General features: G+C 45.3%; 15 protein-coding genes, 1 tRNA gene and 1 riboswitch. Of the genes, 5 read left to right on the top strand and 11 right to left on the bottom strand.

Annotated elements, in window-relative coordinates:
• Positions 1-83: 83 nt before the first annotated feature.
• Both ACERC5_RS05405 and ACERC5_RS05400 read right to left on the bottom strand, forming a co-directional pair.
• Positions 84-509, bottom strand: coding sequence for a hypothetical protein (locus ACERC5_RS05405; protein ID WP_373660343.1), 426 nt, complete (start codon positions 507-509; stop codon positions 84-86).
• Positions 510-521: 12 nt separating this feature from the next.
• Positions 522-1,268: a DivIVA domain-containing protein gene (locus ACERC5_RS05400; RefSeq protein WP_373660342.1), complete on the bottom strand. Its 747-nt coding sequence runs from the start codon at positions 1,266-1,268 to the stop codon at positions 522-524.
• 319 nt (positions 1,269-1,587) lie between these two features.
• Here ACERC5_RS05400 and ACERC5_RS05395 point away from each other — a divergent pair, with 319 nt between their 5' ends.
• Positions 1,588-1,746 (top strand): hypothetical protein, encoded by a 159-nt coding sequence (locus ACERC5_RS05395; RefSeq protein WP_373660341.1) that lies wholly within the window; start codon positions 1,588-1,590, stop codon positions 1,744-1,746.
• Positions 1,747-2,212: 466 nt separating this feature from the next.
• Here the strand turns inward: ACERC5_RS05395 and ACERC5_RS05390 are convergent, their stop codons facing one another.
• Both ACERC5_RS05390 and ACERC5_RS05385 read right to left on the bottom strand, forming a co-directional pair.
• Entirely contained in the window at positions 2,213-2,794 is a 582-nt protein-coding gene (locus ACERC5_RS05390) for a xanthine phosphoribosyltransferase (RefSeq protein WP_373660340.1), read from the bottom strand.
• A 32-nt stretch (positions 2,795-2,826) separates the two neighbouring features.
• Positions 2,827-3,204, bottom strand: coding sequence for a RidA family protein (locus tag ACERC5_RS05385; RefSeq protein ID WP_373660339.1), 378 nt, complete (start codon positions 3,202-3,204; stop codon positions 2,827-2,829).
• A 111-nt stretch (positions 3,205-3,315) separates the two neighbouring features.
• Here ACERC5_RS05385 and ACERC5_RS05380 point away from each other — a divergent pair, with 111 nt between their 5' ends.
• Positions 3,316-3,948 (top strand): copper homeostasis protein CutC, encoded by a 633-nt coding sequence (locus tag ACERC5_RS05380; protein ID WP_373660338.1) that lies wholly within the window; start codon positions 3,316-3,318, stop codon positions 3,946-3,948.
• A gap of 37 nt (positions 3,949-3,985) precedes the next feature.
• On the opposite strand, the gene udk is transcribed toward ACERC5_RS05380, so the two are convergent.
• Positions 3,986-4,609 (bottom strand): uridine kinase, encoded by a 624-nt coding sequence (udk, locus tag ACERC5_RS05375; protein WP_373659077.1) that lies wholly within the window; start codon positions 4,607-4,609, stop codon positions 3,986-3,988.
• 123 nt (positions 4,610-4,732) lie between these two features.
• Between udk and ACERC5_RS05370 the strand changes: the two genes are divergently transcribed.
• Positions 4,733-5,815, top strand: coding sequence for a DEAD/DEAH box helicase (locus ACERC5_RS05370; RefSeq protein ID WP_373660337.1), 1,083 nt, complete (start codon positions 4,733-4,735; stop codon positions 5,813-5,815).
• Positions 5,816-5,874: 59 nt separating this feature from the next.
• Here the strand turns inward: ACERC5_RS05370 and ACERC5_RS05365 are convergent, their stop codons facing one another.
• From ACERC5_RS05365 to ACERC5_RS05355, 3 genes are all read right to left on the bottom strand, one after another.
• Entirely contained in the window at positions 5,875-6,594 is a 720-nt protein-coding gene (locus ACERC5_RS05365) for a hypothetical protein (protein ID WP_373660336.1), read from the bottom strand.
• 153 nt (positions 6,595-6,747) lie between these two features.
• Positions 6,748-7,404 (bottom strand): phosphatase PAP2 family protein, encoded by a 657-nt coding sequence (locus ACERC5_RS05360; protein ID WP_373659082.1) that lies wholly within the window; start codon positions 7,402-7,404, stop codon positions 6,748-6,750.
• Positions 7,391-7,963 carry an ECF transporter S component gene (locus ACERC5_RS05355; RefSeq protein ID WP_373659083.1) on the bottom strand — a complete coding sequence of 191 codons (573 nt, stop codon included), beginning with the start codon at positions 7,961-7,963 and terminating at the stop codon, positions 7,391-7,393. The genes ACERC5_RS05360 and ACERC5_RS05355 overlap by 14 nt, the downstream gene beginning before the upstream one ends.
• A gap of 163 nt (positions 7,964-8,126) precedes the next feature.
• Positions 8,127-8,339, bottom strand: a riboswitch (FMN riboswitch).
• 108 nt (positions 8,340-8,447) lie between these two features.
• Here ACERC5_RS05355 and murT point away from each other — a divergent pair.
• Both murT and gatD read left to right on the top strand, forming a co-directional pair.
• Positions 8,448-9,791 carry a lipid II isoglutaminyl synthase subunit MurT gene (gene murT / locus ACERC5_RS05350; protein WP_373659084.1) on the top strand — a complete coding sequence of 448 codons (1,344 nt, stop codon included), beginning with the start codon at positions 8,448-8,450 and terminating at the stop codon, positions 9,789-9,791.
• Complete coding sequence (gatD, locus tag ACERC5_RS05345) at positions 9,791-10,576, top strand: lipid II isoglutaminyl synthase subunit GatD (RefSeq protein WP_373660335.1); 786 nt, start codon at positions 9,791-9,793, stop codon at positions 10,574-10,576. Before murT ends, gatD begins: the two co-directional genes overlap by 1 nt.
• 105 nt (positions 10,577-10,681) lie before the next feature.
• On the opposite strand, the gene ACERC5_RS05340 is transcribed toward gatD, so the two are convergent.
• From ACERC5_RS05340 to ACERC5_RS05330, 3 genes are all read right to left on the bottom strand, one after another.
• Positions 10,682-10,754, bottom strand: a tRNA-Ala gene (locus tag ACERC5_RS05340).
• A 107-nt stretch (positions 10,755-10,861) separates the two neighbouring features.
• Entirely contained in the window at positions 10,862-11,620 is a 759-nt protein-coding gene (locus tag ACERC5_RS05335; RefSeq protein ID WP_373660334.1) for an ABC transporter ATP-binding protein, read from the bottom strand.
• Positions 11,617-12,483: an ABC transporter permease gene (locus ACERC5_RS05330; protein ID WP_373659097.1), complete on the bottom strand. Its 867-nt coding sequence runs from the start codon at positions 12,481-12,483 to the stop codon at positions 11,617-11,619. The genes ACERC5_RS05335 and ACERC5_RS05330 overlap by 4 nt, the downstream gene beginning before the upstream one ends.
• Between the last annotated feature and the right edge of the window lie 211 nt (positions 12,484-12,694).

Raw genomic sequence — 12,694 nt, 5'->3', positions numbered from 1 at the left:
CTGCCTCTCAGCACGACAGCTAGAGAACAAGAAGTTGTCGCTAAAACAGTCAACCAGCGGTCATGGACGACTGACTGCCCCAATCATTGGATAAGGGTATCAATCAGTAACTCCCTGACTTGTTTGATGAGATGACTACCGGTCTGAGCTAGTTCCATGATGACCTCTGTCCGATCAGGGTCAACTGGTAGCATGTATCGCGCAAAGACCGTTCCATCCTCTCGCAAAGCAAAGTAAAAGTATATCCCAAAGGTCACATTGATGTGGTTAAGCATGTCCAAAAACACACTCCTCTGAGCCTGATCAGGACAGGTCAAGAGATTGTCAAAGACCAACTGGATCACCTCTCTGGTGTCAGAAACCGGCACCTGCACTGCAAAATCAACTAGAACACCATCATCAAGCGCTAGCCTGCTTTTGTAGGTGAGCTGTTGTTCAGCAGAGGTCACCTTCATCTGAAACCCTCGTTGGTGAAGAACTTCCTGAAAGGACTGGTTTAGTTTATCCATACTGCTCCTTTCTCACTTAAAAGAAAAGACAGGAATCTCGTCACTTGAGACAAAACCTGACGGACTACTCTGGGCTGCCACCAGCCTGTCGCCAGTGCCAGTATGACCAGAATAATCAGTTAGAGGTGCTTTTGCTTTAGGTGGTTGTTCCGGCGCAATATACTGATCATAATCTGGACTAGTCGCGCTCAGTTTAGACACATCAAGACCGACCTTGACCTCTTCTTTTTTCTGAATCGCTTTAGGTAAAAAGATGACCTGTTTAGAGCTGGTCGTCTTTTCAGCCACCTGCTCAAGCCCTGTCGTCATGTTTTGCTGGAGACGATCAAACCGCTCAGCCCCCTGATCGACTGTTCCTACCATCTCCTTGTAACGATCGATGGTGGTTTCGAGTTCTTGTTTAAGGGCTTGTTTTTGAGAGACGATGTTGGCATGCATGTGTTTTAGAACCGACATGTTTTCCTCAAACTGGACGAACTGTTTATTGATGTCACGCTCAGCTTCAAACAACATCTCGGTCGCTTGTTCTTTTGCCTCACGTACCAAGCGTTTAGATAAATGTTTCGCATCGATAATGGCATCTCTGATTAGTTCTTCTTCGGCCTTGGCTTTTCTCAACTCATCAGTAAGATGCTTTATTTGACGGAGGTACTCATCGTTTTGTTGCTTTAGCTGTCGCAACTCTACCTTTAAAAACTTCACTGCTTTGTCAACATCTCGAACCTTGTACCCAAACAGTGAACGTCTAAATTTTGTCATAGACCCTTTCTCCTTATCTAATAAAAGCGTCTTTTATGATGCTCATCTCAGCATAAGATGGGGCAATCAGGTGCAAAGACTATTTTTATTTATAGTATTCAAATCTACTGTATCACAATTTATAAGAACTGTCCACAAAAAAAACTGAAAATCAGGACAAACGCATGAAGAACAGTGATGTCTGTTTTGAACAGTTTAGTTTTTTTATGGAAAAAATAAGTTTGTCGCATGTTTGGACAGTCTGCCACACAAAGATAGGTTCAAGTGATAGGATACAGTGACCAGTATCCAACATGTCGGATGACCTATCACTCAACGCATGGAGTGGGGCAAACAGCTGGACAAGGAAAATTTTGAGAGACGTTCAAAAGCATCCAGTAATATCCAGCGTGCGGTGTACATCCATGTGGTAGATGACCACCCTATCATCACGCACGTTTCATTTGGAAATTTTGGAAACATTATTTCCCACATTTGATTCATTCAGAGCTGTTCTGCTGATGACACCAGCGTATTGGGGAGTGGAGTTGCCTTGCAACTCGCAATTTCCCACCTTCAAGGGTCAGGTCCCTTGAAGCACTCCACAACGGCATCTAGCGTCGTTACCAATCACGACCACCCGTCAAACGGGTGGTTTGAACAAGGGCTATAGGCCCACGAGACCAGCCAGTGCCTAAAGACGCTGGCTTTCACGTTGTTCAAGCCTCACTGCTCTTAACTCGTCACAAGAGCCTGAGGTAAAAGTTCCCCTCTACACCAAAAAGAGGTTGGGACAAAAGTCCTAACCTCTCAAGTGATTTTTAATTTTCAAGCAAGGCACAGTGGTTGAGCGGACTATAATTCGATAATCTGATCAGCTTTTACAGCCCTACTCAACTGTGCGGAGGTGGGCTAACGACTCATCGCCCCCTTCGGGTTACCGATTTTTGTCCCAGTCTCAACTTCTAAGCATCTGCTGGTCCAAAGACCACCTGACCGTCCTCAAACCGCTCAATCCGAGCCAGAGACGTCACCTGAACACCTAAATCTTCCAGCACTTGGCGGCCTGTTTGAAAGGATTTCTCGATAACGATGCCGACACCAGCTATGCTGGCTTGAACCTGACTGATGATGTCGATAAGCCCCTTGGCAGCTTGGCCATTTGCCAAAAAATCATCGATAATCAAGACCTTGTCCTCGGCGGATAGGAGTCGACCTGCAATCGAGACAGTGCTGGTCACCTGCTTGGTGAAGGAATAAACGTCAGCCGTTAAGATGCCCTCAGTCATGGTGATGTTCTTATGCTTTTTAGCAAAAATCATGGGAACTCCAAGCGCCTCAGCAGTGTAGAGGGCAGGGCAAATACCTGAGGCTTCGATGGTCACCACCTTTGTAATCCCACACTCAGCATAGGCAGTCGCAAAGACCTGACCGATGGCCTTCATCAGCTGGTAGTCCACTTGGTGGGTTAAAAAACGATCAACTTTTAAAATGTTTTCGCCTAAAACACGACCATCCGCTAAAATACGTTCTTCTAATAATCTCATCATCCCCTCCTCTGCTCTTAGGCTTTTAGAGTTTACCCAATCTCTGCAATCACTTCAATCTCAATCTTGACATCACGCGGTAAACGAGCGACCTCAAAGGCAGAGCGAGCTGGTACTTCTGCTGCAAAAGCCGTCTCATAAACACTGTTAAACACCGAAAAATCAGCCATATCTGCCAAGAAACAAGTGGTCTTAACAACCTTGTTAAAGCTTGTCCCCGCCTCAGTCAAAATGGCTTCCAGGTTCTTTAGAACCTGCTGGGTCTGTTCTTCGATGGTTGTGCCGACAACCTCTCCTGTCTCTGCTGACAAGGGAAGCTGACCGCTGGTAAAGAGCAGGTTGCCGACAACCTTAGCCTGGGCATAAGGACCGATAGCTGCTGGTGCATGGGGGGTGTTAATCGTTCTCATCGTTATCTCACTTTCCTGTTTTCTGTCTTCATTCTACAAAAAATAGCCGAAAATTGCAACCGTTAACGCCTTATGTTATAATGAATTATTAACAAAAATAAGGAGACTAAGATGATTACAAAAGAATTTTGCGCCGAAAACCTAACTGACCTCCACCGCCTGGTTGGGACGGACATCACCCGTGTTGAGCTCTGTGATAACCTAGCTGTTGGGGGAACAACTCCCAGCTACGGTGTCATCAAGGAAGCTGCTCGTTTCCTCCACGACAACCAGATCAGTGTCGCAACCATGATTCGCCCTCGCGGCGGTGACTTTGTCTATAACGACATCGAGCTCCGTATCATGGAGGAGGACATCCTCCACGCGGTTGAGCTGGAAAGCGACGCTCTAGTCTTTGGCTGTCTGACGCCGGATAACCGCATCGACATAGAGGCTATCGAGCAACTCTTGCCCGCTTGCCAAGGGGTAGACATGGTCTTTCATATGGCTTTTGATTTGGTACCAATAGCAGAGCAGACAACAGCCCTCGACCAGCTGATTGAGCTCGGTTTCAAGCGCCTTCTCCTTCATGGTTCAGAAAAACGTCATAACATTTTTGACAACATCGACCATATCAAGACCCTAATTAGCCACGCTGACGGTCGCATCGAGATTCTCCTCGGTGGCGGTGTCAACAAGACCAACTATGCTGATTTGCTCGCACAGACAGGCACCAACCAAGTCCACGGCACTGGTTTGTTGTAATGAACGAAAGAGAGAAGTTATCATAACTTCTCTCTTTTTACTCTGCTAAAATCGTTGCGATTTTTGTGTTAATCAAGTCGATTGCCACCAGGTTGCTCACGCCTTCTGGGATGACGATGTCGGCGTAGCGCTTGGTCGGCTCGATAAACTGATGATACATGGGCTTAACCACTGTCGTGTACTGCTCGATGATACTGTCAAGGCTGCGCCCACGCTCCTCCATATCGCGCTTAATCCGACGGATAATCCGAATGTCGTCATCTGTATCCACAAACAGTTTAATGTCCATGACATCGCGCAGTCGCTTGTCTTCTAACACCAAGATCCCTTCAACAATAAAAACATCTTGTGGCTCTTGACGATAGGATTTATCGCTCCTTGTATGCATGGTGTAGTCGTAAATCGGGATGTCGACCGGACGACCAGCGATTAACTCTTTTAAGTGCTCAATCATCAAGTCCGTATCAAAGGCTAAGGGGTGGTCATAGTTGGTTTTCACCCGCTCTTCAAAGGTTAAGTGGGCTTGGTCTTTATAGTAGGAATCATGTTCAATCATAGCGATTTTGGCATCCGGAAAATTAGCTAAAATCGCACGAGAAACGCTTGTTTTTCCACCACCAGATCCACCTGTCACACCGATAATAATAGGTTTTTGTCGCATCTTGTCTCCTTCGTTCTTCTAGTCGTCTCATCCTATTTTACCTTATTTTAAAAAAAGTCGCTAGCCCCTAGCTAGGTTTTTTATGGTATAATGAGGGCAACTGACAAAAGAAAGTAGAGCATCATGTTATCGAATTTCCCAAAGGTTTGGCAAGACCAGTTGACTGAACTTCAGTTTCACCAACTGACTCCCATCCAAGAAGCTGTCTTTACCCCCATTAAAGACGGTCAACATTTACTAGCCGTGAGTCCGACAGGAACAGGCAAGACCCTAGCCTATCTCTTGCCAAGTTTACTGAGACTAAGCCCTAAAAAAAGTCAGCAGTTGCTGATTTTGGCCCCCAACTCTGAACTAGCTGGGCAGATTTTTGAAGTCACCAAAACCTGGGCAGAACCATTAGGATTGACCGCTCAGCTATTTTTATCTGGTTCCAGCCAAAAACGACAAATTGAGCGATTAAAAAAAGGACCGGAGATTCTCATCGGTACGGCAGGTCGAATCTTTGAGTTGATTAAGCTGAAAAAGATAAAAATGATGTCAATCAACACCATTATCCTAGATGAGTTTGATGACCTCTTGCAAGACAGCCAGTATCAGTTTGTCAAAAAAATCATCACCTACGCCCCGCGCGACCATCAGATGATTTATGTCTCTGCCACGCAAGCTATCGATAAGACGACATTAGCTGAGGATACCGTGATTATTGATTTATCTCATCAGCAGCTGGACACCATCAGCCACCACTACATGATGGTTGATAAGCGCGACCGGCTTGATATTTTACGCAAATTTGCTAATATTCCAGACTGCCGTGGTTTGGTGTTCTTTAACAGCTTATCCGATTTAGGGGCTTGCGAGGAGCGACTAACCTATCTCGGTAGCTCTGCTGTTTCCCTTGCCAGTGACGTTAATGTCAAGTTCAGAAAGGTCATCTTAGACAAGTTTAAACAGCATGACATCGCTCTCCTGTTGGCGACTGACTTGGTTGCCAGAGGAATTGATATTGAAGGGCTTGAGCTGGTCATCAACTACGAGGTGCCTCGGGATAAGGAGGCCTATACTCACCGTGCTGGGCGTACCGGTCGCATGGGTAAGGAAGGTCTAGTCATCACCCTGATTAGCCATCAAGAAGAACTGAAGCAACTGAAAAAATTTGCCTCAGTTAGCGAGCTTATCCTCAAAGACCAAAAATTGTATAAGGCTTAAAAAAGACAGACTGCCTTGATGGCTTTACAATCAGGATAGTCTGCCTTTTTTTTTATCGTTTATTGCCTGCTTTGTAAGGTCTGATAATCAAGTAAGTCATTCCCCTTGAGATAAGATGGGTCAATGACATCGTGAAATGTCGACAAGGGAAGGCTAACACCGATATCAAATACCATATAGCCGTTTCTGATGGTATAGCCATCTGTTTGAACCCCGCTTTTCTCATACTTTTCCAGAGGAGACCAGTCAAACTGCTTGGTTAATAACTCGTCTTTTCTGGGATGGTTTTCTAATGCTTTAGCTACAGCGTCAGTCACATAAGTCTGATAGCCATTGAATAAATCAGTCAAGGTAAAAAGACCCTGATTTTTTTCAATATGGTGCTGTTTGCTAATCGGACGGCTGGCCATAAGACGTGGCGTTGAACCACCGATGTCATAAACACTCTCATTGAAAACGAGATAGCGGATACCAGCCAGCTCGGTCTCCTGATAGTCCCCACGAATTACCTTAATCTGATTCGACGGCAGCTCCTCTTGTGTAGAGATTGCACTCAGTATCACCTGTAAGTTATTTGTTGGTGAATGCTCTCCAAACGGACTAATTAGATAAAACTGATGACCATTGCGCTCTACCCAATCGGCATAGGCTACGGGATAAAACTGTTCCGCACGGTCTCGCTCCAAGCGCAAAGCTATGTCAGTAGCCTTTGGTAAACTAAACCACCACAAGATACCTACGATAAGAGCAAGTCCGATTGCCCATACATATTTTTTCATGCGACACCTCCTAATATCGTTTTCTTTTATTATACCATTATCTTGAAAAAGAATAAAAAGAAAAGAGATTTGGATAAGTCTGTCCAAATCTCTTCGTTTAACACAGTGATTAAAATATCAGTCTCTATCTTTTCAATCGTTTAGGCTATCGGCTTAGCGTGATTGACCGGTAAAACGCCACTTGAAGCGCCATGTCATATAGGTCGGATAGAGCAGATGAAGCATTCCAAAGCCAAGCACAAAACCAGCTAGCACATCACTAGGGTAGTGCACACCTAGGTAAATTCTTGATAGACCAACAAGAACAATCAAGAACATCAGACCTGTTTGCACCAACATCTTGAACCATCCCTTGGGCATACGTTGCGAGATGATAACAAGCAGACTGCCAAAGATCAGCATTGCCCCTGTTGCATGACCACTCGGAAAGGAATAGCCACTTGCCTCTACCAAATGCGACAAGCTAGGACGTGGACGTGCATAGATAAGTTTCAATATCGGAATTAAAATGCCTGCCGATAGACCACTAGTTAAGACCCAAATCGCCTCAGCGCGCCAGTTTTTCCAAAAATAAAGTATGGCTGTCAGCACGCTAACCAAAATAACCTGAGTTAGGGTATTACCAAGAACGGTCACATGAGAGAAAAAGTTGGTTAAAATCTGAGGCAGATTGCCACGCACAGCACCTTGTATCGCACTATCCGCCTCAACCAGCTGATTGGGGTAGAATTTAACCACATAGCCCAGAAATACCACAATTAACAGGGCAAACGAGGCTTTCGCATAATACGTCGTTTTATTGAGCATCATCCATTATCCTTCTAAATAAGCGTTTGTGGGGCAGTAATATGATGACCGTCGCTAAGGTGAACAAGGCACCTTGAACCAGATTAAAGGGCAAGACCATTCCAACTAAATAAGTGCTTGTTCCGATATGCTTGGCGATATCAAAATTTGCAAAGGTTGCATAAAGAGGTATGGCGTACACATAGTTTAAAAAGAGCATAGCAACTGTCAGACTAAGCGTCCCAATACCCCCTGCTAATAGCAGGGATTTGGTCGACTGACGACGATGGGTGAAGACGGCAAAGCAAGTCACAAATAGCCCAAGAGCGACGATGTTCATCGGTAGACCGATAACATCATTAACACCATGATTATTGAGTAAGAGCTTTAGCACGGTGCGCAGAATCAGTATCTGGTAAGCCGCTTTCACATCCATTAGAAATAAGCCTAGCAAGACCGGTAACACGCTCAGTTCAACTTTCAAAAAATCCGCCCCTGGGATAATCGGAAAGCTGAAAAACATGAGTACAAAAGACAGTGCCCCTAAAATCGCAATGAACGTCAGACGTCGTGTGTTTAACATATAAAAAATTCCTCCAATTTTTGACAATTGAAAGAAGTCACAAAGAGGTCGGTGTCGATACAGAACAACATCTGCTCTCCTAATTGATGTATCAAATATCAAAAAAATTGACATAGACCCACCAAAAAGATAAAGCTTATACAGCCCTGCTTCAAACAAAACTCCTTGTCTTCTCCCATCCAGACTATACTGTCGGTTGTGGAATCACACCACATCAGCTTGCGCTCACGGACTTCTGATGATTGACTGTTCCCTAAACGTTTAACACCTCTGTGTACACCAATCGCACAACCAGAAAGGTCAAAATACGGTTTAGAAGGCAGTCTACTCACCAGTCACCGCCGGTCGGGAATTACACCCTGCCCTGAAGACTATTTAAGCATAACAGAAAAAAAAGAACTTGGCAAGCATTTAGAACTAATTAGCAGTTTAATCCTATCTTCTCCGCATGACAGCTCTGGTGCTTTATGGTACAATAAAACACATGAACATGAAAACTGTATTTGCAAAGACTGCTGGACAAGCAGCTCACTTTATGCTGAGTAAGCTAGGTCGTGGCTCTACCCTGCCTGGTAAAATTGCTCTACAATTAGACCCAACCATTCTTAAACATCTCGCCAAAGACTATGAGATTATCGTCATTACAGGCACCAACGGCAAAACCCTGACCACTGCCCTGACGGTTGGTATCCTTAGGGAAGCATTTGGACAAGTGGTGACCAATCCAAGCGGTGCCAATATGATTACCGGCATCACGTCAACTTTTTTAACGGCTAGACCGAATGCTTCTGGTCGAAAAATTGCGGTACTGGAAATTGACGAAGCAAGTTTATCAAAAATCACCGACCACATCACCCCAAGCCTGATTGTCATGACCAATATCTTTCGTGATCAGATGGATCGGTATGGCGAGATTTACACCACTTATCAGATGATTTTGGATGGCATCGCTAAAGCTCCTCAAGTAACAGTTCTGGCTAATGGTGATAGTCCGCTCTTCAACTCTCATCCTATCAACAATTCTATCAAATACTATGGTTTTGACACGACAAAAACAGAGCCAAAGCGGGCACATTTTAACACGGAAGGCATTCTCTGTCCGCACTGTGACAGCATCATCAACTATCGTCTCAACACCTACGCTAACTTGGGCGACTATACCTGTCCTAACTGCGATTTTGAGCGACCAGCACTGGATTATACCCTGACCGAGCTAACCAATCTGACTCATGTCTCCTCTAGCTTTGTCATCGATGGGCAAAACTACACCATCAATGTCGGCGGGCTCTACAACATCTACAACGCCCTAGCGGCCGTCGCCATAGCAGAGCATCTGGGCATATCCCCTGAGGTTATCAAGACTGGCTTTGATAAATCACGAGCTGTTTTCGGTCGCCAAGAAACCTTTAAAATAGGTGATAAAGACTGTACCCTTGTTTTGATTAAAAACCCTGTTGGGGCTAGTCAGGCGCTGGAGATGATTAAGCTGGCTCCTTATGCATTTAGCTTGTCTGTCCTGCTCAATGCCAACTACGCCGACGGGATTGATACCAGCTGGATCTGGGATGCGGATTTTGAACAGATTAACCAGATGGCTATCACTGAAATCAATGCTGGTGGCGTTCGGTACCCAGAAATCGCTAGACGTTTGCGGGTGACTGGCTACCCAGCCGAAAAAATCACCGCTAGAAAAACGCTGGAAGACCTGCTCAGCGCCATTGAAAGGCAGGATAGTCAGCACGCCTATATTCTTGCGACCTATACCGCCATGCTGGAGCTGCGCGAACTATTAGCCCAAAAACAAGCGGTCAGAAAGGAGAAAGACTAATGGTTTACACCTCAACAAGCTCTCCCGACACTCGTGACTACACCTACGAGATCAACATCGCCCATCTCTACGGGGATCTGATGAATACCTACGGGGACTATGGCAATATCCTCATGCTCAAATACATCGGTGAAAAGCTGGGGGCTAAGGTGACGGCGGACATCGTGTCGCTGGGAGATTCTTTTGACAAGAACCACTATGACATCGCCCTCTTTGGTGGTGGTCAAGACTACGAACAGTCCATCGTGTCTAAGGATTTACCCCTGAAAAAAGAAGCGCTTGACGCCTTTATCCAAGAAAACAAGGTGGTCGTGGCTATCTGCGGTGGTTTCCAGCTTCTAGGGCAATACTATATCCAAGCTAATGGTGTCAAGATTGACGGCGTTGGGGTCATGGGGCACTACACCCTCAACCAGACCGACAACCGCTACATCGGCGATATTAAGATTTATAACGAAGATTTTGATGAGATTTACTATGGCTTTGAAAATCATCAGGGGCGAACCTTTTTAGCCGATGATCAAAAACCACTGGGCAAGGTCCTCTACGGTATCGGAAACAATGATGAACATGATGGGGAAGGTGTTCAGTACAAGAATGTCTACGGCTCCTACTTCCACGGTCCCATCCTCTCTCGCAACACCAATCTGGCCTATCGTCTTGTCGTCACTGCTCTTAAAAACCGTTACGGTCAAGATATTCAACTAGCCAGTTATGAGGATATTCTCAGTCTCGAACGACCAGAAGAATACGAAGACATGAAACGTAAGGTTGATAAAAACTAGCAAAAACGCCTAACATCATTGGTTGTAATAACCTGATGTTAGGCGTTTTTATGAGCCAAGCAACCTAATGAAACCATAAAAAAACTGGGTAACTCCAGTCTATCATGGAACCTAGGGGGATCGAACCCCTGACCTTTTGGCTGCCAGCCAAACGCTCTCCCAGCTGAGCTAAGGCCCCATCGAATAAATGTTTTCACATATCTAACACATTTATTCTATCAAATATAATGGTAACTGTCAATAGTTTCAGTCATTTTTTAGTTAATTGCCATCATCAAGTCTGTTCTAATCAAACAACTGATAATAATCTGCCATTGTCATAAGGTTCTTTTCTTCTGCACGCAAGTCTTTGATAATTTTCCCATCCTTCATGACCAAAAGACGATTACCATAGGTCAAGGCATCAGCCATCTGATGGGTAATCATGAGTGCGGTCAAGTTGCCCTCATCGATAAAGCGTTGCGTCAATCTCATCAAGGACTGACTAGTTTTTGGATCAAGGGCTGCCGTATGTTCATCCAAGAGCAAGAGGTCGGGTCTTTTGAGGGTCGCCATCAAAAGGCTGAGTGCCTGTCGTTGACCACCTGATAGGAGCCCTGTTGCCGTGTCCAGATGGTTCTCCAAGCCATTGCCAACCTGAGCGAGTAGCGATTGGAAATTTTCGCGTTGCTGGTCAAGTTGCCTCGGGACAAGCTGCCTTTTCTCACCACGATTTAGGGCAATCAGCAAATTCTCAGCAACTGTCATCCGAGGGGCAGTCCCTAGCTTTGGATCTTGAAAGACCCGAGACAAGTAACGCGCCCGCTCATGAGCAGGAAGTCGCGTCACGTCTTCTCCTCTGACCAACATCTGACCGCTGGTCAAGGGCAAGGTCCCAGACAACACGTTAAACAAGGTCGACTTTCCAGCGCCATTGCCTCCCAAAATGGTGATAAAATCCTGCTCGTCAATATCCAAATCGACCTGATTGAGAATAATTTTTTTCTGGTCAAGTCCATTATCCACAGCCACGGTGGCTTGTTTCAGGGATACAATTGTTGTCATTTGACACGTCCTCCTTTCAGCACCAGATTGCGCCATTCAGGTATCATCAGGCTGATAGCCAGAACCAGCGCCGAGAAGAATTTCAGGTAACTGGTATTAAAGCCAAGGGTAATAATTAGGGCAATCAACAACTGATAAAAGATTGACCCTACAACAATCGTTAAAAGTCGCTCAAGCAGGGTCAGATGACCAGCCAAGAGCACTTCACCGATAATAATGGAAGCTAGCCCAATAACAATAACACCAGTTCCCTTACCCACGTCAGCATAGCCATCCTGTTGACTAATTAGCGCTCCAGCCAACGCAATCACGCCATTTGATAGCACCAAGCCTAGTACTTCCATACGGTCAGTGTTTATCCCAAAACTCCGCGCCATCTCTTTATTATCTCCCGTCGCCACATAGGCTTGGCCCAGCTGAGTATGGAGGAAAAAGATGAGAGCAGCAATAACCAAGCTCACGACGATAAGCCCCATGATGAGGAGATTGATGCTTTGGGAAAATGGCAGAGCTGACTGAAGCGTGTCCACGTCTAACAAACCCAGATTAGCCCTACCCATGATAAAGAGCATCACGGAATGAATAGCTGTCATGGTTAAAATCCCAGCCAAGATGGTGGGGATTTTGCCTTTGGTATAGAGCAACCCCGTCACCAGACCAGCTAAGCAGCCCGCTAGCACTGCCACAAACGTGGCTAATAATGGGTGAACACCTTGCACCAAGAGCGTTACAGCAACTGCACCTCCCAGCGGAAAGGAGCCCTCCGTCGTCATATCAGGAAAGTTCAAAATACGGTAGGTCATAAAAATACCCAACCCTAAGACAGCCCATAAAAGCCCTTGAGAAACTGCTGAAATAATCATCATTTACCTTTCTTGTTTAACGAATAAATTCTACCATCAGTGTATCACAATCTGACCAGAAAAGCAAAATAACAATAATAATTGATTAGACGATACCTCAAAAACCGCATAAGACCACTGGTAAATCGATTAGAGACTCCGAAACAAACTCACAAAACCTCTGATTAAAACGCTCTAGCTAGCTCATTAAAAAATATCTTATGCAGCTGAT

Origin of the sequence: Streptococcus sp. E24BD (assembly GCF_041807825.1) — a bacterium.
Lineage (GTDB): Bacteria > Bacillota > Bacilli > Lactobacillales > Streptococcaceae > Streptococcus > Streptococcus entericus.
Note: the sequence above shows the minus strand (reverse complement) of the source record. Positions and strands in the feature narration are given on the sequence as shown.

Coding starts and splice junctions, on each gene's coding strand:
- ACERC5_RS05370 (WP_373660337.1), top strand. CDS start 4,733: ATGTTATCGAATTTCCCAAAGGTTTGGCAAGACCAGTTGACTGAACTT.
- ACERC5_RS05330 (WP_373659097.1), bottom strand. CDS start 12,483: ATGATTATTTCAGCAGTTTCTCAAGGGCTTTTATGGGCTGTCTTAGGG.
- ACERC5_RS05365 (WP_373660336.1), bottom strand. CDS start 6,594: ATGAAAAAATATGTATGGGCAATCGGACTTGCTCTTATCGTAGGTATC.
- ACERC5_RS05335 (WP_373660334.1), bottom strand. CDS start 11,620: ATGACAACAATTGTATCCCTGAAACAAGCCACCGTGGCTGTGGATAAT.
- ACERC5_RS05355 (WP_373659083.1), bottom strand. CDS start 7,963: ATGTTAAACACACGACGTCTGACGTTCATTGCGATTTTAGGGGCACTG.
- ACERC5_RS05380 (WP_373660338.1), top strand. CDS start 3,316: ATGATTACAAAAGAATTTTGCGCCGAAAACCTAACTGACCTCCACCGC.
- gatD (WP_373660335.1), top strand. CDS start 9,791: ATGGTTTACACCTCAACAAGCTCTCCCGACACTCGTGACTACACCTAC.
- murT (WP_373659084.1), top strand. CDS start 8,448: ATGAACATGAAAACTGTATTTGCAAAGACTGCTGGACAAGCAGCTCAC.
- ACERC5_RS05400 (WP_373660342.1), bottom strand. CDS start 1,268: ATGACAAAATTTAGACGTTCACTGTTTGGGTACAAGGTTCGAGATGTT.
- ACERC5_RS05360 (WP_373659082.1), bottom strand. CDS start 7,404: ATGATGCTCAATAAAACGACGTATTATGCGAAAGCCTCGTTTGCCCTG.
- ACERC5_RS05385 (WP_373660339.1), bottom strand. CDS start 3,204: ATGAGAACGATTAACACCCCCCATGCACCAGCAGCTATCGGTCCTTAT.
- ACERC5_RS05390 (WP_373660340.1), bottom strand. CDS start 2,794: ATGAGATTATTAGAAGAACGTATTTTAGCGGATGGTCGTGTTTTAGGC.
- ACERC5_RS05395 (WP_373660341.1), top strand. CDS start 1,588: ATGGAGTGGGGCAAACAGCTGGACAAGGAAAATTTTGAGAGACGTTCA.
- ACERC5_RS05405 (WP_373660343.1), bottom strand. CDS start 509: ATGGATAAACTAAACCAGTCCTTTCAGGAAGTTCTTCACCAACGAGGG.
- udk (WP_373659077.1), bottom strand. CDS start 4,609: ATGCGACAAAAACCTATTATTATCGGTGTGACAGGTGGATCTGGTGGT.